The sequence below is a fragment of the Gordonia aichiensis genome (assembly GCF_039946255.1).
GTDB classification, from domain to species: domain Bacteria; phylum Actinomycetota; class Actinomycetes; order Mycobacteriales; family Mycobacteriaceae; genus Gordonia; species Gordonia aichiensis_A.
Genome location: NZ_JBCDWL010000004.1, coordinates 132173 through 152784, shown reverse-complemented (window position 1 = coordinate 152784; position 20612 = coordinate 132173). Strand labels below are relative to the sequence as shown.

Annotated in this window: 19 protein-coding genes and 1 tRNA gene; 11 read left to right on the top strand and 9 right to left on the bottom strand. The window is 70.2% G+C overall.

Annotation, left to right across the window (positions count from 1 at the left end):
- Positions 1-67 precede the first annotated feature (67 nt).
- Complete coding sequence (pcaD, locus tag AAFO60_RS07105; protein ID WP_347955467.1) at positions 68-850, bottom strand: 3-oxoadipate enol-lactonase; 783 nt, start codon at positions 848-850, stop codon at positions 68-70.
- Between the two features lies 1 nt (position 851).
- Complete coding sequence (locus AAFO60_RS07100; protein WP_347955466.1) at positions 852-2111, bottom strand: acetyl-CoA C-acetyltransferase; 1260 nt, start codon at positions 2109-2111, stop codon at positions 852-854.
- Positions 2112-2202: 91 nt separating this feature from the next.
- On the opposite strand from AAFO60_RS07100, the gene AAFO60_RS07095 reads away from it, so the two are divergent.
- Positions 2203-3084: a LysR substrate-binding domain-containing protein gene (locus AAFO60_RS07095; protein WP_347955465.1), complete on the top strand. Its 882-nt coding sequence runs from the start codon at positions 2203-2205 to the stop codon at positions 3082-3084.
- Between the two features lie 74 nt (positions 3085-3158).
- On the opposite strand, the gene AAFO60_RS07090 is transcribed toward AAFO60_RS07095, so the two are convergent.
- The 4 genes from AAFO60_RS07090 to benA all read right to left on the bottom strand — a co-directional run bounded on the left by AAFO60_RS07090 (position 3159) and on the right by benA (position 10668).
- The gene (locus AAFO60_RS07090; RefSeq protein ID WP_347955464.1) at positions 3159-5744 is read right to left on the bottom strand and encodes a helix-turn-helix transcriptional regulator; all 2586 of its coding nucleotides are present in this window, start codon (positions 5742-5744) and stop codon (positions 3159-3161) included.
- Positions 5745-5848: 104 nt separating this feature from the next.
- Positions 5849-8656 carry a benzoate 1,2-dioxygenase electron transfer component BenC gene (gene benC / locus AAFO60_RS07085; RefSeq protein ID WP_347955463.1) on the bottom strand — a complete coding sequence of 936 codons (2808 nt, stop codon included), beginning with the start codon at positions 8654-8656 and terminating at the stop codon, positions 5849-5851.
- A gap of 10 nt (positions 8657-8666) precedes the next feature.
- Positions 8667-9194, bottom strand: coding sequence for a benzoate 1,2-dioxygenase small subunit (gene benB / locus AAFO60_RS07080; RefSeq protein WP_347955462.1), 528 nt, complete (start codon positions 9192-9194; stop codon positions 8667-8669).
- A gap of 43 nt (positions 9195-9237) precedes the next feature.
- Positions 9238-10668 (bottom strand): benzoate 1,2-dioxygenase large subunit, encoded by a 1431-nt coding sequence (gene benA, locus AAFO60_RS07075; protein WP_347955461.1) that lies wholly within the window; start codon positions 10666-10668, stop codon positions 9238-9240.
- Positions 10669-10926: 258 nt separating this feature from the next.
- On the opposite strand from benA, the gene AAFO60_RS07070 reads away from it, so the two are divergent.
- The 6 genes from AAFO60_RS07070 (at position 10927) to AAFO60_RS07045 (ending at position 16245) form a co-directional block, all read left to right on the top strand.
- Entirely contained in the window at positions 10927-11904 is a 978-nt protein-coding gene (locus tag AAFO60_RS07070; protein WP_347955460.1) for a LysR substrate-binding domain-containing protein, read from the top strand.
- Positions 11901-13004, top strand: a complete 1104-nt coding sequence (locus AAFO60_RS07065) for a mandelate racemase/muconate lactonizing enzyme family protein (RefSeq protein WP_347955459.1) — start codon at positions 11901-11903, stop codon at positions 13002-13004. Before AAFO60_RS07070 ends, AAFO60_RS07065 begins: the two co-directional genes overlap by 4 nt.
- 63 nt (positions 13005-13067) lie before the next feature.
- On the top strand, positions 13068-13928 hold the full coding sequence (gene catA, locus AAFO60_RS07060) for a catechol 1,2-dioxygenase (protein WP_347955458.1): 861 nt from the start codon (positions 13068-13070) through the stop codon (positions 13926-13928).
- A gap of 6 nt (positions 13929-13934) precedes the next feature.
- Positions 13935-14216, top strand: a complete 282-nt coding sequence (gene catC / locus AAFO60_RS07055) for a muconolactone Delta-isomerase (protein ID WP_347955457.1) — start codon at positions 13935-13937, stop codon at positions 14214-14216.
- 108 nt (positions 14217-14324) lie between these two features.
- Positions 14325-15014, top strand: a complete 690-nt coding sequence (locus AAFO60_RS07050; RefSeq protein WP_347955456.1) for a hypothetical protein — start codon at positions 14325-14327, stop codon at positions 15012-15014.
- A gap of 628 nt (positions 15015-15642) precedes the next feature.
- Positions 15643-16245: a putative glycolipid-binding domain-containing protein gene (locus tag AAFO60_RS07045; protein ID WP_347955455.1), complete on the top strand. Its 603-nt coding sequence runs from the start codon at positions 15643-15645 to the stop codon at positions 16243-16245.
- A gap of 7 nt (positions 16246-16252) precedes the next feature.
- On the opposite strand, the gene AAFO60_RS07040 is transcribed toward AAFO60_RS07045, so the two are convergent.
- The gene (locus AAFO60_RS07040; protein ID WP_347955454.1) at positions 16253-17224 is read right to left on the bottom strand and encodes a prephenate dehydrogenase; all 972 of its coding nucleotides are present in this window, start codon (positions 17222-17224) and stop codon (positions 16253-16255) included.
- Positions 17225-17275: 51 nt separating this feature from the next.
- On the opposite strand from AAFO60_RS07040, the gene AAFO60_RS07035 reads away from it, so the two are divergent.
- The 4 genes from AAFO60_RS07035 (at position 17276) to AAFO60_RS07020 (ending at position 18898) form a co-directional block, all read left to right on the top strand.
- Positions 17276-17797, top strand: coding sequence for a tRNA adenosine deaminase-associated protein (locus AAFO60_RS07035; protein WP_347955453.1), 522 nt, complete (start codon positions 17276-17278; stop codon positions 17795-17797).
- Between the two features lie 7 nt (positions 17798-17804).
- On the top strand, positions 17805-18290 hold the full coding sequence (locus AAFO60_RS07030; RefSeq protein WP_347955452.1) for a nucleoside deaminase: 486 nt from the start codon (positions 17805-17807) through the stop codon (positions 18288-18290).
- A 106-nt stretch (positions 18291-18396) separates the two neighbouring features.
- Positions 18397-18726 carry a mannosyltransferase gene (locus tag AAFO60_RS07025; protein ID WP_347955451.1) on the top strand — a complete coding sequence of 110 codons (330 nt, stop codon included), beginning with the start codon at positions 18397-18399 and terminating at the stop codon, positions 18724-18726.
- Between the two features lie 84 nt (positions 18727-18810).
- A tRNA-Ser gene (locus AAFO60_RS07020) sits at positions 18811-18898 on the top strand.
- Between the two features lie 57 nt (positions 18899-18955).
- On the opposite strand, the gene AAFO60_RS07015 is transcribed toward AAFO60_RS07020, so the two are convergent.
- Entirely contained in the window at positions 18956-20098 is a 1143-nt protein-coding gene (locus AAFO60_RS07015) for a tyrosine-type recombinase/integrase (RefSeq protein WP_347955450.1), read from the bottom strand.
- Positions 20085-20582 (bottom strand): helix-turn-helix domain-containing protein, encoded by a 498-nt coding sequence (locus AAFO60_RS07010; RefSeq protein ID WP_347955449.1) that lies wholly within the window; start codon positions 20580-20582, stop codon positions 20085-20087. The genes AAFO60_RS07015 and AAFO60_RS07010 overlap by 14 nt, the downstream gene beginning before the upstream one ends.
- Positions 20583-20612 lie beyond the last annotated feature (30 nt).

Below are 20612 nucleotides of genomic sequence, written 5' to 3'. Positions count from 1 at the left end.
TCGGGTCGGTTCTGTCGGGTCGGGCCGACTGGCGCGGCACGACCCGACAGGACCGGTGGCAGGCGGCTCAGCGCGAGGCCGTCAGATGCTCCACGAGCGCCGGATTCACGATCTCCGGGTGCTGCGCGCTGGCCAGATGCGCGGCGTCGGGGACCACCACCAGCCGACCGTCCTGGACACCGTCGGCGATGGCACGCAGGACGTCCGGGCCGGTCGAGGGGTCGTCGGCGCCGGCGATCGCCAGGGTCGGCGCGCTGATCGAGGCCAGGTCGGCGCGCTGGTCCATCGGAGCGATCGCCTCGCAGCATGCCGCGTACCCCTCGGCGGAACTGGAGGCGACCATCGTCTCGTAGTACGTCTTCTCGTGCGGGTGCGTCGCCAGGAACTCCGGGGTGAACCAGCGTCCGACGACGGCTTCGGCGATGGCGGCGACGCCGTCGGCCCGCACGGCGGCGGCGCGGTCGTGCCAACCCTGCTCAGGCCCCAGAACGGCGGCGGTGCACAGGACCGCCAGGCGGTCGACGCGCTCCGGATCGCGCACGGCCACGCGCATGGCCGTCATGCCGCCCAACGACAGGCCGACCAGGTGGGCGCGGTCGACGCCGCGGCGATCGAGCAGACCGATCAGATCATCGGCCAGATCGTCGATCGAGTAGGGGCCGGTCGGGGCCGGGCTGAGGCCGTGGCCGCGGGCGTCGTAACGGATCACCCGGAAGTGCTCCTCCAGCGCCGCCATCTGCGGATCCCACATGCGGTGCGTCGATCCCAGCGAGCCGGCCAGCACGACGACCGGCCCGTCGCTGCGGCCGCTCTCCACGGCGTGTACGGCAACGGCTTCCACGGTGCTCATGTCAGACCGCCTCGAAGATTCCGGCGAGGCCCTGACCACCGCCGATGCACATGGTGACCAGGACGTTCTTCGCCCGGCGGCGTCGTGCCTCGTGGGCGGCGGTCACCACCAGGCGGGCGCCCGTGGCGCCGATCGGATGGCCCAGCGAGATGCCCGAGCCGTTCGGGTTGAGCCGCTCGTCGTCGGCGGCGACGCCCCACTCGGCGAGCACCGCCAGGACCTGCGCGGCGAACGCCTCGTTGAGCTCGATCAGGTCGAGGTCGTCGAGGGTCAGGCCGGCGCGGCGCAGGGCGGCGGCGGTCGCGCCGACCGGACCGATGCCCATCTGCGAGGGCTCGCAACCGGCCACCGCCCACGAGCGCAGCGCCAGCATCGGCTCCAGGCCGCGGCGCTCCGCCTCGCCGAGCGTGGTCACCACGACCATCGCGGCACCGTCGTTCTGGCCCGACGCATTGCCCGCGGTGACCGTCGACTCGGGATCGAGCTTGAGCCGCACCGGCCGCAGCTTCCCGAGCGATTCGACGGTCGTGCCGGGCCGCGGATGCTCGTCGCGGTCGACGACGACGTCGGGGCTGCGGCGCCCGCCCGGCACGGTCACCGGGACGATCTCGGCGGCGAAGCGGCCGGTCTCGGCGGCCTCGATCGCGCGGTGATGCGACCGCGCCGACAGCTCGTCCTGCGCCAGGCGGGTGAGGCCGTAGCGGGCGCGCAGGTTCTCGGCGGTCTCGATCATGCCGCCGTCGACCGGGTGCGAGACGCCGCCGGCCGTCAGCCGGGCGCGGTCGAGGCGGTCGCGCAGTTCCACGCCGCCCTGCCGGACGCCGGTCCGCAGGCCCAGCGCATAGTGCTCGACGTTCGACATCGACTCCGCGCCGCCGGCGATCACCAGCTCGGCTCCGCCGCTGGCGATCTGTGCTGCGCCGGACAGGATGGCCTGCAGGCCCGAGCCGCACCGGCGGTCGAGCTGCATTCCGGGCACCCCGACACCCAGCCCGGCGTCGAGTGCGGCGATGCGGCCGAGCGCAGGCGATTCGCCGCTCGGGTACCCGTGTCCGAGGATGACGTCGTCGACGCTGTTCTCGCCCAGACCCGCCCGCGTGGCGAGTTCGCCGAGCAGGGTCGTCGCGAGCTCGTTGACACTCAGTGCTGCCAGGGCTCCGCCCATCCGCCCCACAGCGGTGCGCAGCGGGTTGCAGATCACCACGTCGTCACTGGTCAGGCCGCGTCGAGGCGCCGCCGAAGTCGATTCACCGTTTGTCATGCATCCAGGCTAGGTTCAGATATAGATACTGTGAAGTACAGGTCTGACCTCGACTGAAACTGCACGAATATCAATCGCGGAGGCATCGCTCATGGAACTGCGTCACCTCCGGTACTTCCGCGTCGTCGCAGAGGAACTCCACTTCCGCCGTGCGGCCCAGCGTCTGCACATCGCGCAGCCGCCGCTGTCGGCGCAGATCCGGCAGCTCGAGGACGAACTCGGCGTGCAACTGTTCATCCGCTCCACCCGCCGCGTGGAGCTGACCCCGGCCGGCCGGGTGTACCTGGAGCGCGTCCGCGAGATCCTCGACGCCGTCGACGCGGCGGGCGATCAGGCGCAGCGGGTCGCCGAGGGGCTGCAGGGCAGTCTGGCGATCGGCTGCGTCGGCTCGGCCACCTACTCCTTGTTCCCGCGACTGGTGCGGGCTCTGCGCGATGAACTGCCCGGCGTCGACGTGAGCGTGCGGGGTGAGATGCTCGCACCCGATCAGGTGTCTGCGCTCGAGGCCGGGCAGATCGACCTGGCGTTGCTGCGGCCGCCGGTCGCCGGCTCTCGGATCGTGGTGGAGCCGGTTCGGCGTGACCGCCTGATCGCCGTGCTCCCCGACAGTCACCCGCTGGCCGCGGAGACCGAGCTCGACGTCGCGGAGCTGCGCCACGACGACTTCATCGTCCACGCCGGCCACGGGCGATCGGTGATGAGCGGGCTGGTCACCGCGATGTGCACCGATGCCGGGTTCGTGCCGCGGGTGCGGCACGAGGTGGCGGAGACCTCGACGCTGGTGACCCTGGTCGCCGCCGGGCTCGGGGTGGCGGTGGTCCCGGAGCCGACCTCGGCCCTCGACCTGGCTGGAGTCTGCTACCGGCCGCTGCGGCCCGAGACCGGCATCGACCTGGCCGCCGCCTGGATTCCCGGCGTCTCACCCCTCGTCGATCGTGCGGTCGCGGTGGTCCGGCGGATCGCCGCGGACTGATTCGACTGCGTGAATCGTCCCCCTCAGCTCGGCTGTCGGACCATGTGTCCGTGAGCGGTGGTGAGGGGGACGTTTCAGTCGGGGCCGCCGGCCCGCAGCGCCGCCAGCTCCGACCGCGACCGGACGCCGAGCTTGGCGAAGACGCGGGTCAGGTGGTACTGCACGGTCTTCGGCGAGATGTAGAGCTGTGCGGCGACCTCGCGGTTGGTGAGGCCGGATGCGACCAGGGCGGTCACCGACTCCTCCTGCGGCGTCAACTGCACCGAGCCGCGCTCGGTGCGCGGCGTGTGGAGTCCGCCCGCCTTGAGCTCGCGGTCGCATCGCTGCACGTAGGTGGTGGCGCCGAGCGACTGATAGATGTCGCGGGCGGTGCTGATGACGGTGTCGGCGGCGCGGCGCTTCCCGGCCCGGCGCAGGGTCTGACCGTAGGCGAAGTTGACCCGCGCCTCATCGTGACGCAACGACAACCCGTCGAGGAGTTCCAGGGCCTCCTCGAAGTGCCTGCGGGCCGCGGGGATGTCGCCGATCGCGCCCAGGTACCTGCCGCGCGCGTACCGCACCCGGGCCCCGGACGACCGGTGTCCGCGAGCGGCCACCCGTTCCTCGTACGGGGTCAGGAGTGTGTCGGCGGCCTCCAACTGGCCGTCGAGCACGAGGGCGTTGGCGAGCACGTCGATCCACGGCCACCAGCCCGGTTCGGTGAGCGCGGGCGTGGTGCGGGCCAGCAGCCGCAGCGGCGACAGGATGCGCGTCACCTTGTTGTAGTCGGCAGCCGCCTCGGCGATCTGCGCACGGGCCAGCAGCAACGGGATCTGCATGATCTCGTAATCGCCCGCCAGCCGCGCCGAATGCGTGACGGCCGCTTCGGCTGCCGCGTGATCGCCGCGCAGGCAGTGGATCTGGGTGGCGGTCCAATCGGCCAGCGGGGTGGCCAGGGCGATGCCGCTCGACTCGGCGAGTCGCCGCGACTGCCCGATGGTGGTCAGGGCGGCGTCCCATTCGCCGGTCACGAACTGCAGCCGCGCCAGCCAGCCCAGCCCCCACAGGGTGATCCGCTTGGACCCGCCGAGGTCGGCCAGCGCGACCGCCGTCTCCAGACTGGTGCGGGCGGTGTCGACGTCGTCGAGCCCCAGGTGCAGCCACCCGTGTCCGACGGCGACGCGCTGGGCGTAGGTGCCGAACTGGACGTCGCTGCGGAGCTGCTCGTACGCGGCGACGGCCTCGTCGGGACGACCCGACCACGCCAGCCCGAGGCCGCGGATCGCGGCCGCCTCCACCCCGGCGGGGGATGCGGGACCGGCCATGGCGCCGGCGCGGTCGGCCCATTCGACCAGCCCGTCGCCTTGGCATCGGACGAGACAGTGCAGCACATAGCGCTGCGCGATGAGGGCGGCGGTGTTCGGTTCGCGCTCGAAGTTGACGATGTCCCAGGCCCGGTCGAGTCGCACGCGGGCCTCGGCCGAGCGCCCGTGGAGGATCGCGAGGTAGGCCAGCGTCGCGTTGCGCAGCGGCGTCTCACGCAGGCTCTCGACCGCCGAGACCATCGACGAGGCGGTGTGGCAGTCGCCGTCGGCCAGCAGCGCGTCGACCGACAGCGTGACCCGCTCGGCGTGCCGCAGCGGGTCGTCGGTGAGCCGACCGGCCTCCCGGTAGAGGGAGGCGGCCTGCGCCCACTCGCCGGCGGCGCCGTAGTCGGCGGCGAGGGCGGCCACCTCGTCGGCCAGGGCCGGGTCGGCGACCGGCGACGCCGCGAGCCGGAAGCGGATCCGCTGCACCGGGTCCGAGACCAGGTCGGCGGCCCGCAGATTCAGCAGGCCGGTGCGGTGCAGACCCGTCGCTTGCAGGATCGCGGCGCGCACCGCCGGGCTCGCGATCCGGGGCCGGATCGACGCCGGATCGACCGCGGCCGGTGCCGCCACCAGACCGGTGCCGACGGCGTCGTCCAGGGCCCGCAGCACGTCGTCGATCTCGGCGACCTGCGCCGCGACGTCGAGCGAGCCCGGGTCGTCGACGACGGCGAGCGCCTCGATGAGCCTGCGGGTCTCCGGTCGGCACCGGTCGAGCAGATCGTGAACGCGGGCGCTCTCGGCGGCGGGGGCGGGCAGTCGCGCGTCGGCCCGGAGCCAGAAGTCGTCGGGAAGCTCCTCGAGCAGCGCGACCACCTCGCGCGGCGAGCCCGCGGTGTGTCGGGTCAGCTCGTCGAGCAGCGACGGATGCACCGACCGCCGCCGCGCGACGGCGAGTTCGGCGACGGCCGCCCGGTCGAGTCCGGCCAGCCTCAGCGTGTCGGGCAGCAGCGAGGCGATCGCCGGGGTGAGATGTTCGGCGGCCAGCACGACGGTCGTCGGCGCCTCGGGGTGCGCGGCGGCGGCCGCCCGCAGGGTGGCCAGCATTTCGGCGGCGACCGTGTCCGCGTCGTCGACGAGCACGACGGCGGTCCGGTCGCCGAACGCCGCGCTCGGGTCGGGGAGCGACGCGGGCGCCGACACCCGGGCGCCGCGCGCCGCCAGCGTCTGCCGCAATTCGCGCAGCAGCGTGGACTTCCCGATGCCTGCGGGCCCGGTGACGAGCACGAAGGAGGGGCCGGCGGCGCCGAATGCGCGGGCGGTGAGCTCGCCGAGCTCTCGCTCCCGACCGACGCATCCGGCCTCGATGATCATGGTCCGACCCTACGTCCGCGTCGGAGCCGGCGACCTGTCGATCAGCCCATCGGTGCTGCGGCGTCCGGCCGGTCGGTGACCGGCCGGACGCGGGGGTCCCGAGCTCATCCCTGATCGCCGCCGGCCACGGGCAGCACCGTTCCGGTGATGTACGAGGCCTCGTCGGAGGCGAGGAAGCAGATCGCCGCGGCCTGCTCGTCGAGGGTGCCGTAGCGGTCCATCAGGCTCGAGTCGACGGTCTGGTCGATGTGCGCCTGGAACCAGGCGCGCTCGACGTCGCTGGTCGGTGTCGGTGTTCCCCGTGAAACACGGCGCGGGGGAGCCTCGGTGCCGCCGGGCGCGGTCGCGACCACCCGGACCCCGTGCGGGGCGTACTCCATCGCGAGCGACGCGGTGATCGCGTTGACCCCGCCCTTGGCCGCCGAATACGGGATCCGGTTGATCCCGCGGGTCGCCGCCGACGAGACGTTCACGATCACGCCCCGGCCGGCCTCGACCATCGACGGCAGCACTGCCCGGCAGGCGTACAGCGTGGTCATCAGCGAGCGGTCGATCTCGGCCCGGATCTGCTCATCGGTGAACTCGGTGAACGGTTTGAAGTTGATCGCGCCGCCCACGTTGTTGATCAGCACGTCCACCCGACCGTAGGCGGCGACCGCGCGCGTCACCACCTCCGTGGCCCCCGCGTAGGTCTCCAGGTCGGCGGCGACCGCGATGGCGCCCGGACCGTCGGCCGACATCTCGGCGGCCACCGTCTGCGCGTGCTCGGCCCGGTCGGCGATCACCACCCGGCCGCCCTCGGCGCCGATCCGCCGCGCGGCGGCCTCCCCGATGCCCTGCCCGGCGCCGGTCACCACGACCACCTTGCCCGCGAACCGGCCCGGTGTGACGAACCGGGGACGACGGCCCGCCAGCCGGTCGGCCATCGCCCGGCGCATGGTCTGCTTGGACCGCTCGGCGTGCGCGGTGATCAGGGCGCGGGCCGTCTCCCGCTCGCCGGCCTCGAAGGCGGCGACGATGTCGAGATGATCCTGGGAGCACAGCGGATGGCACCAGGTCGCTCCGCGCAAGACCTCGCTCATCCGGCCCTTCACCCCGAGCGCGTTGTACGCCTCGAGCAGGTGGGTGTTGCCGGTGACGTGGAACAGGTAGTCGTGGAAGGCCGCATTGGTGGTGGTGTACTCGTCCGGGTCGACGAACCGGTCGCCGTCCACGTACGGCAGGGTGGCCTCGGCGAGCAGCCGATAGCCCGCGATCTGCTGCGAGCTCATCCGGCCGATCATCAGCTCGAGCGCACCCAGTTCGAGCGCCGCGCGGGCCTCGAACAGCGCGTCGGACTCGTGGATCTCCGGGTGCTCCTCGCCGATCTGGTACCCCTGCGATCCGACGGTCGGCTCGCCGGCGGTCGGCGCCGCGGCGACCACGGTGTCGGCCGGCTGCTCCACCTCGGTCACGGGTGCCGGGTACATCTCCTGCCCGCCGATGCGGCGGCCGCCCGACGGCTGCAGGACGCCCGAGTCGGGATCGAGCAGAGGGCCGGAGCCGATCGCCGACGGCCACAGCCGCTGGCCGCCGATGCGGGTCAGCGAGTCGTCGTCGGCGTCGACGGCCACCGGGCCCGACCACGCGGTGAGGTCGTGCTCGGGCAGCAGCTGCTGTCCGCCGATGCTGCGACCCTCGCCGGTCGGTGCCGCGGGCACCTCGTCGACGGTCGTCTCCGGCGCTCGCGGCTGCTCGACCGGAGCGGCGGCGGGGTCGGCGGTCGACGGCGCCGCCGCCAGCGCGAACTTCTCGTAGTAGAAGCCGGTCGGCTCGATGCCGGTGTCGGTGAAGTGCTTGCGGACGGCCTCGACCATCGGCGGCGGACCGCACAGGTAGGTCGCGACGTCGCCGCCGTACAGGTGCGTCGGCTCGATCAGGGTGGTGACGTATCCCTTGTTGACGGCCGCGCTGTTCGGGTCCGACACGCAGTGGTCCCAGGTGAAGCCGGCGACCGAGGACTGCAGCTCGTCGAGGACGGCCAGTTCCACCAGATCCTCGTCGGTGGAGACGCCGTAGATCAGGTGGATGCGGCGCGAGCTGCCGTCGTTGCGGAGCTTGCGCAGGATGGCGAGGATCGGTGCGAGCCCGGTGCCGCCGGCCAGCAGCAGCACGGGTCGGATCGATTCGCGCAGGAAGAACGAGCCGTGCGGGCCGGTGAACGCGATCGGGTCGCCCACCTGCGCACGGTCGGTCAGGTAGGTCGTCATCGCGCCGCCGGGCGTCAGCTTGATGAGGAACTCCAGCTGGTCTTCGTGTGGACCGTTGGCGAACGAGTACGACCGGTGCACCGGCGTCCCGTCGCCGCTGTCGGTGTCGGGGACGTCGATGTTGACGTACTGGCCGGGCAGGAAGGCGAGGTCGGCGCGGTTCGGGATCTGCACCTGCAGTCGGACCGTCGTCTTCGACAGTCGGTCGAGTGCGACGACGGTGCCGCTGAACTCGCCCGCCTGCGTCTTGGCGATGTCGGAGGTGGCCGGGATCTGCAGCACCAGGTCCGACCGCGGCTTCATGCAGCAGGGCAGGGCATAACCGTCGGCCGCCTCCGATTCCGACAGCGCGTCGTCGATGTACGTGCCGCCGTCGTAGTCGCCGGACTCGCACAGTGACTTGCAGGTGCCGCAGGCGCCGTCGCGGCAGTCGAGCGGAATGTTGATCCGCTGCCGGTACGACGCGTCGGCGACCGTCTGGTCCTCCCGGCAGGTGATGAACCGGGTGACGCCGTCCTCGAAGGCCAGGGCGACGCGGTGCGACGGGGCCTCGCCGGCCGCGCTCGGAGCCGCGGATGTGCCCGCGGTTCCGCGTTCGGGAGCTGTGCCCGCGGTTCCGCGTTCTGATGTGCCCGCGGTTCCGCGTTCTGATGTGACAGTCATGCCCGCCTCCTCAGATGTGGTAGATGTCCACCACGTGGTGGATGTAGTCGTTCTTGAGCACCACGGTCTTGCGGCGGATCAGCGGGGCGTCGCCGGAGAAGTCGATCGTGTAGAACGACGTGCCGTAATACGGGTCGACGGTGTTGTACCGGAAGTACATGGTGTGCCAGTTGAACCGCACGTCCACCAGGTCGCCGCGACGGTCGATGACCTCGACGTTGGTGATGTTGTGGCTGGTGCGCGGCTCGGGCAGCGACGTGGCCGACGACCGCTCGGTCCGGATGCGGAACACCCGGTCCTCCAGGCCGCCCTTGTTGCCGTAGTAGATCAGCGAGATCTCCCGGCGCGGATTCTCGGTGAGGCGATCGTCGTCGCCCCACGACGGCATCCAGTAGACGACGTCGTCGGCGTAGCACTCGAGCCAGCGTTCGAACTCGCGGTCGTCGAGGTAGCGGGCTTCGCGGTACAGGAACTGCTCGATCGCGTTCTGGGTGATGAGCTTGTGGCCGGCGTCGGCGGGGGCTTGCTGTGTGGTCATGGTCGGGGGTCCTTGTCTGCGAGGTGGTCGGGAGGCGCGGCCGTCAGTGAGCGGTCTCGGCCTCTTCGGCGGCGACGGCGCTGCGCATCGTCTCCAGCCAGTAGCCGTGCTGCGCGGGGTAGAGCCCCTCGTCCTCGTTCTTGACGCCGGCCGAGATCACGTTCGGCATGCCGAGGGTCGTGGCGACCTCGTCGGGGCCGGTGATCCAGTGCTCGGAGCCGCGGCTCATGTCGTTCCACGGCGCGGCGGTCGCGCGGAAGGTGAGCTGGCACGACCGGAACTCCTCCAGGTCGTCGGGGGTGGCCATGCCGGAGGCGTTGAAGAAGTCCTCGTACTGGCGGATCCGCTGGGCGCGGGCCTCGTCGCTCTCGCCCTTGGGCGCGATGCAGTAGATGGTGACCTCGGTCTTGTCCGGGGCGATGGGACGGAAGTGCCGGATCTGCGTGGAGAACTGGTCCATCAGGTAGACGTTCGGGTACAGGCACAGGTTGCGCGAGCCCTTGACCATGAAGTCGGCCTTGGCCTCGCCGTGCTCGGCCTTGAGGTCGTCGAGGCGGTCCCACAGCGGTCGGTCCTGCGGGTTGGCGGCCCAGGTCCACAGGCACAGGTGACCGTGCGGGAACGACCAGTAGCCGCCGCCGGACTTGCCCCAGCCGCCGGCGTCGAGGACCTTGGCCTCGTTCTTCGACTCGCCGGTGGTGCGGCGGGAGGTGGTGGCCGCGTAGTTCCAGTGGGTCGCGGTCACGTGGTAGCCGTCGGCGCCGTTCTCGGCCTGCACCTTCCAGTTGCCGTCGTAGGTGTAGGTGGACGAGCCGCGCAGCACCTCCAGTCCCTCGGGCGACTGGTCGACGAGCATGTCGATGACCTTGCGCGTGTCGCCCAGGTGCTCCTCGAGCGGGAGGACGTCGGCGTTGACGCTGCCGAACAGGAAGCCGCGGTAGCTGTCGAAGCGGGCCACCTTGGTGAGGTTGTGGGAGCCTTCGCAGTCGAAGCTGTCGGGGTAGCCCGCGCCCTCGGGGTCCTTGACCTTGAGGAGGGTGCCGTCGTTGCGGAAGGTCCAGCCGTGGAACGGGCAGGTCAGGGTCATCCGATTGTCGGTCTTGCGGCGGCACAGCATGGCGCCGCGGTGCGCGCACGCGTTGATCAGGCAGTGCAGCTGGCCGTCCTTGCCGCGGGTGATGACGACGGGCTGGCGGCCGATGTAGGTGGTGAAGTAGTCGCCGGGGTTCTCCACCTGGCTCTCGTGGGCGAGGTAGATCCAGTTGCCCTCGAAGATGTGCCGCATCTCCAGTTCGAAGATGTCCTCGTCGGTGAAGATCCGACGGTTGGCGCGGTAGACGCCGGCTTCGCGGTCGTCGATGACGGCGTCGTCGAGCACCGACCGCACGTGTTCGTCGGTGTCGGCGATGACCGCCGATCCGGGGACCGATGAGCCCGTGTGAGTGTTGGACCGGGCGGAGCTGATGGCCGTCATTGGGATACCTCCTGTTTGTGCGACGTTCTACCGACGGTCCCATTGCGTGGTGACAATCACACCGGGTGAAGCCCTAGTGCTGACCCGGGGGTCGATTGATAAAGAGCATGTATGAACCGATGGAAAACAAGTCCTGGTCTTGTATGTATCCGGCTCCTACCGTTGAGGCAGATGATCCCGGTCACAGTCGGTCGCCCAGCCGCCTCGGGTCGCATCCGCCAGTCGCGCCGCCGAGCCACGAAGGGAGCGTGAACGAACATGGAACTGCGTCATCTCCGGTACTTCGCCGCAGTCGCCGACACCTGCCACTTCGGGCAGGCCGCCGCGCGACTGCACATCGCGCAGCCCGCGCTCTCGTACGCGATCCGGCAGCTCGAAGCCGAACTCGGCGTCTCCCTGTTCGCCCGCACCACGCGGCAGGTGTCGCTGACCGCGGCGGGGGAGTATCTCAAAGGCGACGTCGACCGAATCCTCACCGCCCTCGACGTCGCCGTCGACGGCGTGCAGCGAGTCGCCGCCGGCCGCAGCGGAGTGGTCCGGCTGGGGCTGACCGGCATCGCGGTCTTCTCGCACCTGCCCCGCATCGTCCGCGCGGTGCGCAATGAGCTGCCGCACGTGGAACTGCGGATCGTCTCCGACCTGCTGACCCCCGACCAGTGCGACCGCCTGCGCGACGGCGTCATCGACCTCGGCGTGCTCCGGCCGCCGGTGGTCGGGGAGGGCATCGACGCGCAGACCATCGACATCGAACCGCTGGTGCTGGCGGTCGCCGCCGATCACCGGCTGGCCGCCGAACCGGTGATCGCCGTCGACGACCTCCGCAGTGAGTCCTTCATCATGTACGACAGCCGCGACTCCGCGGTCAACGAGGCCGTCGTCCGCACCTGCCGGACCGCGGGCTTCGTCCCGCACCGCGCGCACGAGGCGTCCGGCACCCCGGTGCTGCTGGCGCTGGTCGCGGCCGGTCTGGGCGTCGCACTCCTGCCGGCCTCGGTCCGGGCCCTGCCCCTGCCGAACCTCGTCATCCGCGACCTGCCCGACACCGTCACCATGCCCGTCGCACTGGCCCGCCGGGCCGACGGCGACAACCCGGTGGTCGACGCCGTCGCGGCCGTCGCCGCGGCCGCCTTCGCCGCGGCCTCGGCGCAGGCCCTGCGCGGTCCGCACCACGTTCCAGAACTCGACGGCCCGGACTCGACCGGCCACACCGAACCCATGAGGGGAGACAGACGTTGAAGATCACCCGGGTGGAGTCGATTCCGTTCTCGATTCCGTACCGCAAACCACTGCACTTCGCCTCGGGCGAGGTCCACGCCGCCGAGCACGTGCTCGTGCGCGTGCACACCGACGACGGTGTGGTCGGGGTCGCCGAGGCCCCGCCGCGCCCCTACACGTACGGCGAGACCCAGCGCGGCATCGTCGCCGTCATCGACGACGTCTTCGCCGACCAGCTGCAGGGCCTCACCCTGCTCGAGCGTGAGCAGATCGGCGACCGACTGGCCCGCACCATCGGCAATCCGACGGCGAAGTCGGCCATCGACATGGCGGTCTGGGACGCCCTCGGCAAGACCCTCGATCTGCCCGTCACCGATCTGCTCGGCGGCTACACCGACCGGATGCGCGTGAGCCACATGCTGGGCTTCGACGATCCGGCGACGATGGTCGCCGAGGCCGAGCGGATGCGCGAGCAGTACGGCATCACCACCTTCAAGGTGAAGGTCGGACGCCGTCCCGCCTCGCTCGACGTGGCCGTCGTCCGGGCCCTGCGCGAGCACTTCGGCGAGACCGTCGACCTCTACATCGACGGCAACCGCGGTTGGACCGCCGCCGAGTCGGCGCGCGCGATGGCCCAGATGGCCGATCTGGGTCTGCTGTTCGCCGAAGAGCTCTGCCCGGCCGACGACGTCCTCGGGCGCCGCTGGCTGGTCGGACAGACGACCATCCCGTTCATCGCCGACGAATCGGTGCCGACCCCGGCCGACGTGACCCGCGAGATCCTCGCCGGCTCGGCGACCGCGATCAACATCAAGACCGCGCGCACCGGCTTCACCCAGTCGCGGCGCGTCCACCACCTCGCCGAGGGACTCGGCGTCGAGATGGTGATGGGCAATCAGATCGACGGGCAGATCGGCACCGCCTGCGCACTGGCCTTCGGCACCGCCTTCCGGGCGACGTCGCAGAACGCGGGCGAGATGTCGAACTTCCTCGACATGAGCGACGACCTGCTCGTCGAACCACTGCAGATCCGGGACGGAATCCTCCAGCGGTCGTCGCGCCCCGGCATCGGGATCGACCTCGATCCGGACAAGCTCGAGCACTACCGCACCGACAACTGAAAACCACCCGTTCACCCGGCAGCCCCCGGGGAGCGTCGAAATCTCACCGCAAGGAGTAAGAAGATGAGCATCACCACTGAGCACAGCCCGTCGGCCGCCGCCTCCGGCGCCTCGGCCACCGAGCGCTTCCAGCAGGACAAGTCCCCGTACGCGGCCGTCAAGGACGTCTCGCCCGAGCGGGTGAACAAGCTGGCCCGGCAGGTCCTCGAAGGCGTCTACCAGACCATCCGCGACAACCAGGTCACCTACGACGAGTACAACGCCCTCAAGGCATGGCTGATCCAGGTCGGCCAGGACGGCGAATGGCCGCTGTTCCTCGACGTGTGGGTCGAGCACGTCGTCGAGGACGTCGCGACCTCGCACCGCCACGGCAACAAGGGGTCCATCGAGGGCCCGTACTACGTGCCGAACGCTCCGGAGCTCGGCGCCGAGGCGACCATCCCGATGCGCGACGGCGAGGCCGGCGACCCGCTGGTGTGGGAGGCGCAGATCACCTCGACCGACGGCACCCCGCTGCAGGGCAAGGTGGAACTCTGGCACGCCGACAACGACGGCTACTACTCCCAGTTCGCCCCCGACATCCCCGAGTGGAATCTGCGCGGCAGCTTCTCGACCGGCGCCGACGGCAAGTTCAAGATCACCACGATCCGGCCGGCCCCCTACCAGATCCCGACCGACGGCTCCTGCGGCAAGCTGATCGCCGCCGCGGGCTGGCACGCCTGGCGCCCCGCTCACCTGCACGTCAAGGTCTCCGCACCGGGCCACGAACTGCTCACCGCGCAGCTCTACTTCCCGGGCGACCCGCACAACAACGACGACATCGCGACCGCGGTGAAGCCGGAGCTGATGCTCGACCCGCAGTCCGACGGCAAGGGCGGCTACACCATCGACTACGGCTTCGTGCTCGATCCGGTCGCGAGCTGACCGGACATGCTGTTCCACGTCCGGATGGACGTCCGCATCCCCCAGGACCTCGACCCCGCCGTCCGCGACGAGACCGTCGCGCGGGAGAAGGCGTACTCGCAGGAACTGCAGAGGTCGGGCAAGTGGCCTCAGATCTGGCGGATCGTCGGTGAGTACTCCAACTTCTCGATCTTCGACGTCGAGTCGAACGACGAACTGCATCAGATCCTGTCGGGACTGCCGCTGTTCCCGTACATGGACATCAAGGTGACGCCGCTGGCCACGCACCCGTCCGACGTCAAGGCCTGATCGAGAGCGGACCGCCCGGCCCGGCTCCCCGCGAGGGAGCCGGGCCGTCGGCGTGCGCCGGGATTCTGGCACCATCGGAAGGCGAGAAGTCGTTCGGGAGGAGCCGTCGTGGACCGGTCATCGCAGCCGTCGCCGGGATACCGGCCGCCGCTGGCACCGGGGCAGTCGTACCCGCCGCTCGGCTACAGCGACCGCGGAGCGCCGCTGTTCACCTACGACGACCGCGAACGGGAACTGGCCGGGCCGGCGCCGGTGGTCGCGCCCGAGCCGCCGATGGTCGAACCCGCGCCGCCCGAGCCGTCTCCGAACCCGCCGCGCCACCTCGCGCTCGGCCTGGCAGCGGTGGTGATCGGCGTGCTGTGCCTGGCGCTCGGATTCAAGGTGCTCGGCACGAGCGGCGACGAGCCGAGCACGCGCGCCGATCCGCCGGCCGTCCAGCCCACCGATGATCCGTACCTGCAGGGGCTCCCGGAGGAGCCCCAGCCGACGGTCCCGCGCGACCCGGGCGCCGGACCGCCCGTCCGGTCCGGCGGGGCCACCGTCGTGTACGAGGTGGAGTCGGGGCCGGCGACGATCCTGTACGTCGACGACACCTCGGTGAAGATCGGTCGGACCGCCGGCGGGGCCTGGAAGCAGACCGTGCAGGGCAGTCAGAATGCGCTGCTGCGGGTCAGCGTCATCCTGTCCAGCGCCGAACCCGCCTCGTGTTCGATCAGCGTCGACGGCAAGGTCGTCGACCAGAAGTCATCGGCCGATTCGCACACCTCCGGAATGCTCACCTGCCGGTACGAGGGATAGCGCCGCGCCCTAGGCCGGTCGAGTAGTGAAGCGCAGGACTCACCCCAGGCCGCACGGGGAGCGGCCGCAGGACTCGCCCCCCACAGGCTGGTCGAGTAGCGACCGGAGCGAAGCGCAGGACGCGTATCGAGACCCCGTGCGCCGGGTCTCGATACGCCGCCTCGCTGCGCTCGGTGGCTACTCGACCACCCTGTTTCCCGCTCCGAGGGCCACCCGAGTGGCGGCCGCAGGACTCACCCCCAGGCCGCCCGAGTATTGACGGCAGGCCTCCCCTCAGGCTGGTCGAGTAGCGACCGGAGCGAAGCGTAGGACGCGTATCGAGACCCCGTGCGCCGGGTCTCGATACGCCGCCTCGCTGCGCTCGGTGGCTACTCGACCACCCTGTTTCCCGCTCCGAGGGCCACCCGAGTGGCGGCCGCAGGACTCACCCCCAGGCCACCCGAGTATGGACCGCAGGCCGTCCCCCAGGCTGGTCGAGTAGCGACCGGAGCGAAGCGTAGGACGCGTATCGAGACCCTGTGCGCGAGGTCTCGATACGCCGCCTCGCTGCGCTCGGTCGCTACTCGACCACCCCGCTGCTCCCGGCAGCCTGCCCGCGCGGGCGCGGCCCGGGGGCTACCGTGAGGGGGTGACTTCCTTTGATGCCTCGCCGTCTGAGTCCGGCGTGAAAGCGATGCTCACCTGGCGCGGCGCGCACGGCGACCGGTTGGAGCAGGTGCGGCTCAATCTCAGCGGCTCGCGCGTGCGGGCCTACGGGCGGATCGTCGCGGCGGCGACCGACAGCTGCGAGGCGTATTCGGCGTCGTATGAACTGGTGACCAACGACTCGGGTGTCACCCGACGGCTGTCGGTGCGACTGCTGCGCGCCGGCGGCGACAGCTCCCTCGACATCAGCCGCGACATGGACGGACGGTGGATGGTGCAGACCGCAGCCAGCACCGTCCGCAGCGATTTCGACGGGGCCGAGGTGATCGACCTCGAACTGTCGCCGTTCTTCAAGGGGCTGCCGGTCCGTCGGTTCGGCATCGCACCCGGCGTACGGCGCGACGACGTCCCCGTCGTCACACTTCGCCTGCCGAACTGCGAGATCGATTCGGTCCCGATGAGCTATGCCGGACTGCCGGACGGCCGCGTGCAGGTCACCGGCCCGTCGGGCGCGGCCGAGCTGAGCGTGAACGACTCCGGCATCGTCGTCGACTATCCGGGGATCGCGTCGCTGATCGGCGCATAGGGCCGCGTCAGCCGACCCACACCTTCGCCTGGTGCGCCTGCTTGCGCAGCTGCTCCTGCCACCCGTCAGAACCGATCTGCACCTCGGTGATCGCCTGGGGCGCCGCCCCGGCGATCTGCTCGTACTTGCGGCGCGCACGGTGTCCGTCCTCGACCAGCACCGACACGCTGCCGTGGTCGCGCAGCGCGTCGCGGGCGGCGGTCAATCGGTCGATGGTCTCGCTGAGGGTGTTGAGCAGGGCGATGGAGTTCGCTTCGAGCATGGCCCGCTGCAGGTCGGGGGCGGTGCCCGCTACGCGGGTGCCGTCGCGGAAGCTGCCGGCCGCCAGGCGGAGCGCGAGGTCGCTCTCCCCGGCGCCGACGGTCGCGGTGACCGCGGCGGTCAGATGGGGATTGTGCGAGATGGCCGCGGCCGCGCGGTCGTGGGCGTCGTTGGCGGCGGGCACCACGTAGGCGCCTGCCGCGCGAGCCAGGTGCGCGACGGTGAGCCAGTCGGCCGCGTCGGTGTCGTCGTGCGTGGTGACCATCCACATCGCGCCGTCGAAGAGGGCGGGGTCGGTGGCCGCCCACCCGGACTGCGCGGTGCCCGCCATCGGATGCCCGCCGACGTAGCGGCCCGCCGGATGGCGTTCGGCGATCAAGTCGGCCACCTGTTCCTTGACGCTCACCACGTCGGTCAGCAGACAACCGGCAGCCTCGGCCCGTACGGCGTCGACGATCGCTGCCAGCGCGGTGAACGGGGTGGCCAGGACGATGAGGGCGTCGTCGTCGGCAGCCCGGCCCAGGACCGTCGCGAGGTCGCCGGACGCGTCGTATCCGTCGGCGACGGCGGCGTCGACGGTCGCGGCCGATCGGTTGTAGCCGAACGCCGGGATCGCGGCGTCGGCGAGGCGGCGGAGCAGGGATCCGCCGATCAGCCCGAGGCCGAGGATGCAGACGGGACGAGACAGTGCAGCAGACACGAATCCAGCGTGGCACATGCGCGCGGATTCGACTTGGGAGAGTCCCGAAAAGCGGCTACCGTGGCGGACATGGCGAAGCCTGGTGCGCAGAGCGACTACGACGACATCGACGGTTTCGCGGTGGCGGTGATCCGCGAGGAGACCGGGTGGAAGGTGACCCCGCTCGCGCCGTCCGCCCTCGACAGCATCGACGATGCCGAACTCCAACTCCGTGAACTGCGCGCGACCGGCGCGTTGTTCGGCCTGCTGAACGTCGACGACGAGTTCTTCATCGTGGTCCGGCCCGCGCCTGCGGGCGCCCAACTGCTGCTGTCGGATGCGACGGCGGCCGTCGACTACGACGTCGCCGCCGACGTCCTGGACGCGCTGCACATCGACATCCCCGACATCGACCCCGACGACCTCGACGACGTCGATCCGTGGGAGGAGGGCGACCTCGCCATCCTCACCGACCTCGGGCTGCCCGACGACATGCTGAGCATCATCGTCGGCGACACCGACCTGTACGTCGACGAGCAGATCGGCATGATCGCCGCCCGACTCGGCTTCGCCGACGAACTGTCGAAGGTGCTCGACAAGCTCGGTCGCTGACCGGCCCATGCGACCCGACCGGGGCGCGGTCGACCGGGCCGCCGAGACGATGATGTCGGTGGCGCTGGCCGCGGCCCGCGACGCCGACCCCGCCGACGTCCCGATCGGCGCGGTGGTCTTCGGGCCCGACGGCGCGGAGTTGGCGCGCGCCGCCAATCGCCGCGAGGCCGACGCCGATCCCACCGCCCACGCGGAGATCCTCGCACTGCGTGCCGCGGCGGCCGTCCACGGTGACGGCTGGCGGCTGTCCGGGTGCACGCTCGTCGTCACCGTGGAGCCCTGCACGATGTGCGCCGGGGCGATCGGCCTGGCGCGCGTGGCGAAGCTCGTCTTCGGCGCCTGGGAGCCGAAGACGGGGGCGGTCGGCTCGCTGTGGGACGTGCTGCGCGACGAACGTCAGCTCCACCGCCCCGAGGTCCTCGCCGGCGTCCGCGAGCACGAATGCGGGGCCCTGGTCCGCGACTTCTTCGCCGGCCGTCGGGGACAACCCTGAACTACCCCTGAATCCTGCCCTTCGGCCCTCGCCGGGACCGTGCTGCTGTGGCAGATTGGGGAGTGCGGGCATCGTCGCGCGCAGACTTCGCCGGAAGGGAATCGAAATGTCGGATCCGATGGACAAGATCAGCGAGGTCATCCAGACCGCCGCGGGCAAGATCGACGAGTTCGCCAACAGCGAGCAGGTGACCCACGCGGTCGAGACCGCCAAGGGCAAGCTGACGGAGATCGCGAACAACGAGCAGGTCGCCGGGGCCGTGGAGACGGCCAAGGAGAAGTTCAGCGAGTTGTCGCACAACGAACACGTCACCGGCGCCGTCGAGACGGCGAAGGACAAGCTCACCGAGATCGCGAGCAACGAGCAGGTCGCCGGCGCGGTGGAGACCGCCAAGAGCAAGCTCGGTGAGATCGCGAACAAGCTGTCCGGGCACTGACCGTCGATCCTCGGGCAATCGCGGGGAAATAGCCGCTGACCTGCCGATTTCGTGCTGGTGACGCACTGCGGTACAGTTTTCCGCGGTGGCGTGTCCGAGCGGCCGAAGGTGCAGCACTCGAAATGCTGTGTACGGTGACCCCGTACCGAGGGTTCAAATCCCTCCGCCACCGCCGAAGGCCCCTGACTTGCATTGCAGGTCAGGGGCCTTTTCCATGCGATCGTTCTCGTCAGCTCGACTTGTTTGCCCACATTTTGCCCACACCTGCCGATGATCGGGCGTGATCTAGAGCGATGCCGACGGCATCGAGATCGTCGTCGAACAGATCCGCGTAGGTGTCCAGCGTCATCGCCGCAGACGCATGTCCGAGCATCCGCTGTAGGGCCTTCACGTTGACGCCGGCACTGATAGCCAACGACGCCGCGGTATGGCGAAGATCGTGGATCGTCACCCTCGGAACACCTGCCCGATCAACCGCGCGCTCGAACCACCCCCGAGCGTGGCGCGATCGTTTCAGGTATCGGCCGTGCTCGTCTGCGAATACGAGATCGTCCGGCTGCTTTCCGGCGATCTGTCCGCGCAGCTCGAACACCAGGAACTCGGCGATCGCGATCTGCCGCGAGTCGTCGCTCTTCGGCGTCCCGACGATCACCGCCTGATCGACCTGGACCGCGTTCTCAACGACCGTGATGCGCTTACGTGGCAGATCGAGATCCTTCACTCGAAGCGCGATCGCCTCACCCCACCGCAGGCCGGTGTAGGCGAGCAGTCGGACCAGCGTCGGGTATTTCGCCTCAGCGGCCAGTAGCTCGACCTGATCGTGTGTCAGGTACGTTCTCGGCTTCGGCTTCTTCCTCGGCAGATTCTCCGGCGTGCGAGCCGGATTCACCCGCAGGCGCCGCGCCTTCACCGCGTCGTCGAGGATGCCGGCCAGGACGCCGTATGCACGCAGGACGACCGTGGCGCCCGAGCCCTTCTTCGTCACCTTGCCGTCGGCCTCGGTGACTGTTCGACCCATCTCGGCGATCCACTGCTCGACGCTGTACAGGTCGACGTCGACAACCTGCTTGCGGCCCCAGACCGGTTGGACGTGGTTGTGCCACGCACGCTCGACCGGCTTGTACGACGACGGCTTCAGATCGGACTCCTTACGCGCCAACCAATCTGACGCGATCTCGTCGACGGTGATCCTGCCGAGTGCCGGCGGAATGTAGTCACCGGTGAGTTTCTGCACCTCGACCGTCGCCGCGAACGCCTCCGCGTCCCGCTTCGTCCTGAACCCGCGCTTGTCGGTCTGCCGGTGGTCGGGTGTCCGATACCTCACCCGGTACCGACGGCCCGACTTCGTCGAGTACGCGTCAATCGTCGCCATCTTGGCCCCGTTGGAGTATCTCGTTGATTCTGTGACTGCCATCTGAGATGTCGTCGAGGATGCCTCTCTCGACCGCTGATACCGCGAACTGCGGCCTCGCCGAGAGCCAGGCGATCGTTTCTCGCGAGGATTCACCAGTCTTCATCGGCCTTTGATCCGCGCGCAGCCAGGCCCAAGCCTCGCGTGCCTGAACTCGGCCGAGGCCGGTGGTGTCGACGTCGGCGTCGCTGGTGCCCGCGTCAGGCATGAGGAGTGCGATAGGCGGGATGTTCAGCACGACCGCGAGGGCGAGGAGGTCGTCGGCGTCAACCTTCCGTGCGCCCTCTTCGATGCGTCTCAGCCCAAGTGTCGGAATTGGTCGATCTAGCGCAGCGAGTCGCCTCGATACCTCTGCGTATGTCAGATTCTGCCGTTCTCGATGCGATCGGACGTTCACCCGGACGGCTTCGCCGGTTGGTCCGAGCTCGGTTCTCTTACCTGCCATTCCACCATCCTGCCATATCAAACATGAAGT

Excerpts from the sequence above, each read along its gene's own strand:
- AAFO60_RS07090 (WP_347955464.1), bottom strand. The coding sequence starts at position 5,744 with ATGATCATCGAGGCCGGATGCGTCGGTCGGGAGCGAGAGCTCGGCGAG.
- benB (WP_347955462.1), bottom strand. The coding sequence starts at position 9,194 with ATGACCACACAGCAAGCCCCCGCCGACGCCGGCCACAAGCTCATCACC.
- AAFO60_RS07030 (WP_347955452.1), top strand. The coding sequence starts at position 17,805 with ATGCGACCCGACCGGGGCGCGGTCGACCGGGCCGCCGAGACGATGATG.
- catA (WP_347955458.1), top strand. The coding sequence starts at position 13,068 with ATGAGCATCACCACTGAGCACAGCCCGTCGGCCGCCGCCTCCGGCGCC.
- catC (WP_347955457.1), top strand. The coding sequence starts at position 13,935 with ATGCTGTTCCACGTCCGGATGGACGTCCGCATCCCCCAGGACCTCGAC.
- benA (WP_347955461.1), bottom strand. The coding sequence starts at position 10,668 with ATGACGGCCATCAGCTCCGCCCGGTCCAACACTCACACGGGCTCATCG.
- AAFO60_RS07095 (WP_347955465.1), top strand. The coding sequence starts at position 2,203 with ATGGAACTGCGTCACCTCCGGTACTTCCGCGTCGTCGCAGAGGAACTC.
- AAFO60_RS07040 (WP_347955454.1), bottom strand. The coding sequence starts at position 17,224 with ATGTGCCACGCTGGATTCGTGTCTGCTGCACTGTCTCGTCCCGTCTGC.
- AAFO60_RS07035 (WP_347955453.1), top strand. The coding sequence starts at position 17,276 with ATGGCGAAGCCTGGTGCGCAGAGCGACTACGACGACATCGACGGTTTC.
- AAFO60_RS07015 (WP_347955450.1), bottom strand. The coding sequence starts at position 20,098 with ATGGCGACGATTGACGCGTACTCGACGAAGTCGGGCCGTCGGTACCGG.
- AAFO60_RS07025 (WP_347955451.1), top strand. The coding sequence starts at position 18,397 with ATGTCGGATCCGATGGACAAGATCAGCGAGGTCATCCAGACCGCCGCG.
- AAFO60_RS07070 (WP_347955460.1), top strand. The coding sequence starts at position 10,927 with ATGGAACTGCGTCATCTCCGGTACTTCGCCGCAGTCGCCGACACCTGC.
- AAFO60_RS07010 (WP_347955449.1), bottom strand. The coding sequence starts at position 20,582 with ATGGCAGGTAAGAGAACCGAGCTCGGACCAACCGGCGAAGCCGTCCGG.
- benC (WP_347955463.1), bottom strand. The coding sequence starts at position 8,656 with ATGACTGTCACATCAGAACGCGGAACCGCGGGCACATCAGAACGCGGA.
- pcaD (WP_347955467.1), bottom strand. The coding sequence starts at position 850 with ATGAGCACCGTGGAAGCCGTTGCCGTACACGCCGTGGAGAGCGGCCGC.
- AAFO60_RS07100 (WP_347955466.1), bottom strand. The coding sequence starts at position 2,111 with ATGACAAACGGTGAATCGACTTCGGCGGCGCCTCGACGCGGCCTGACC.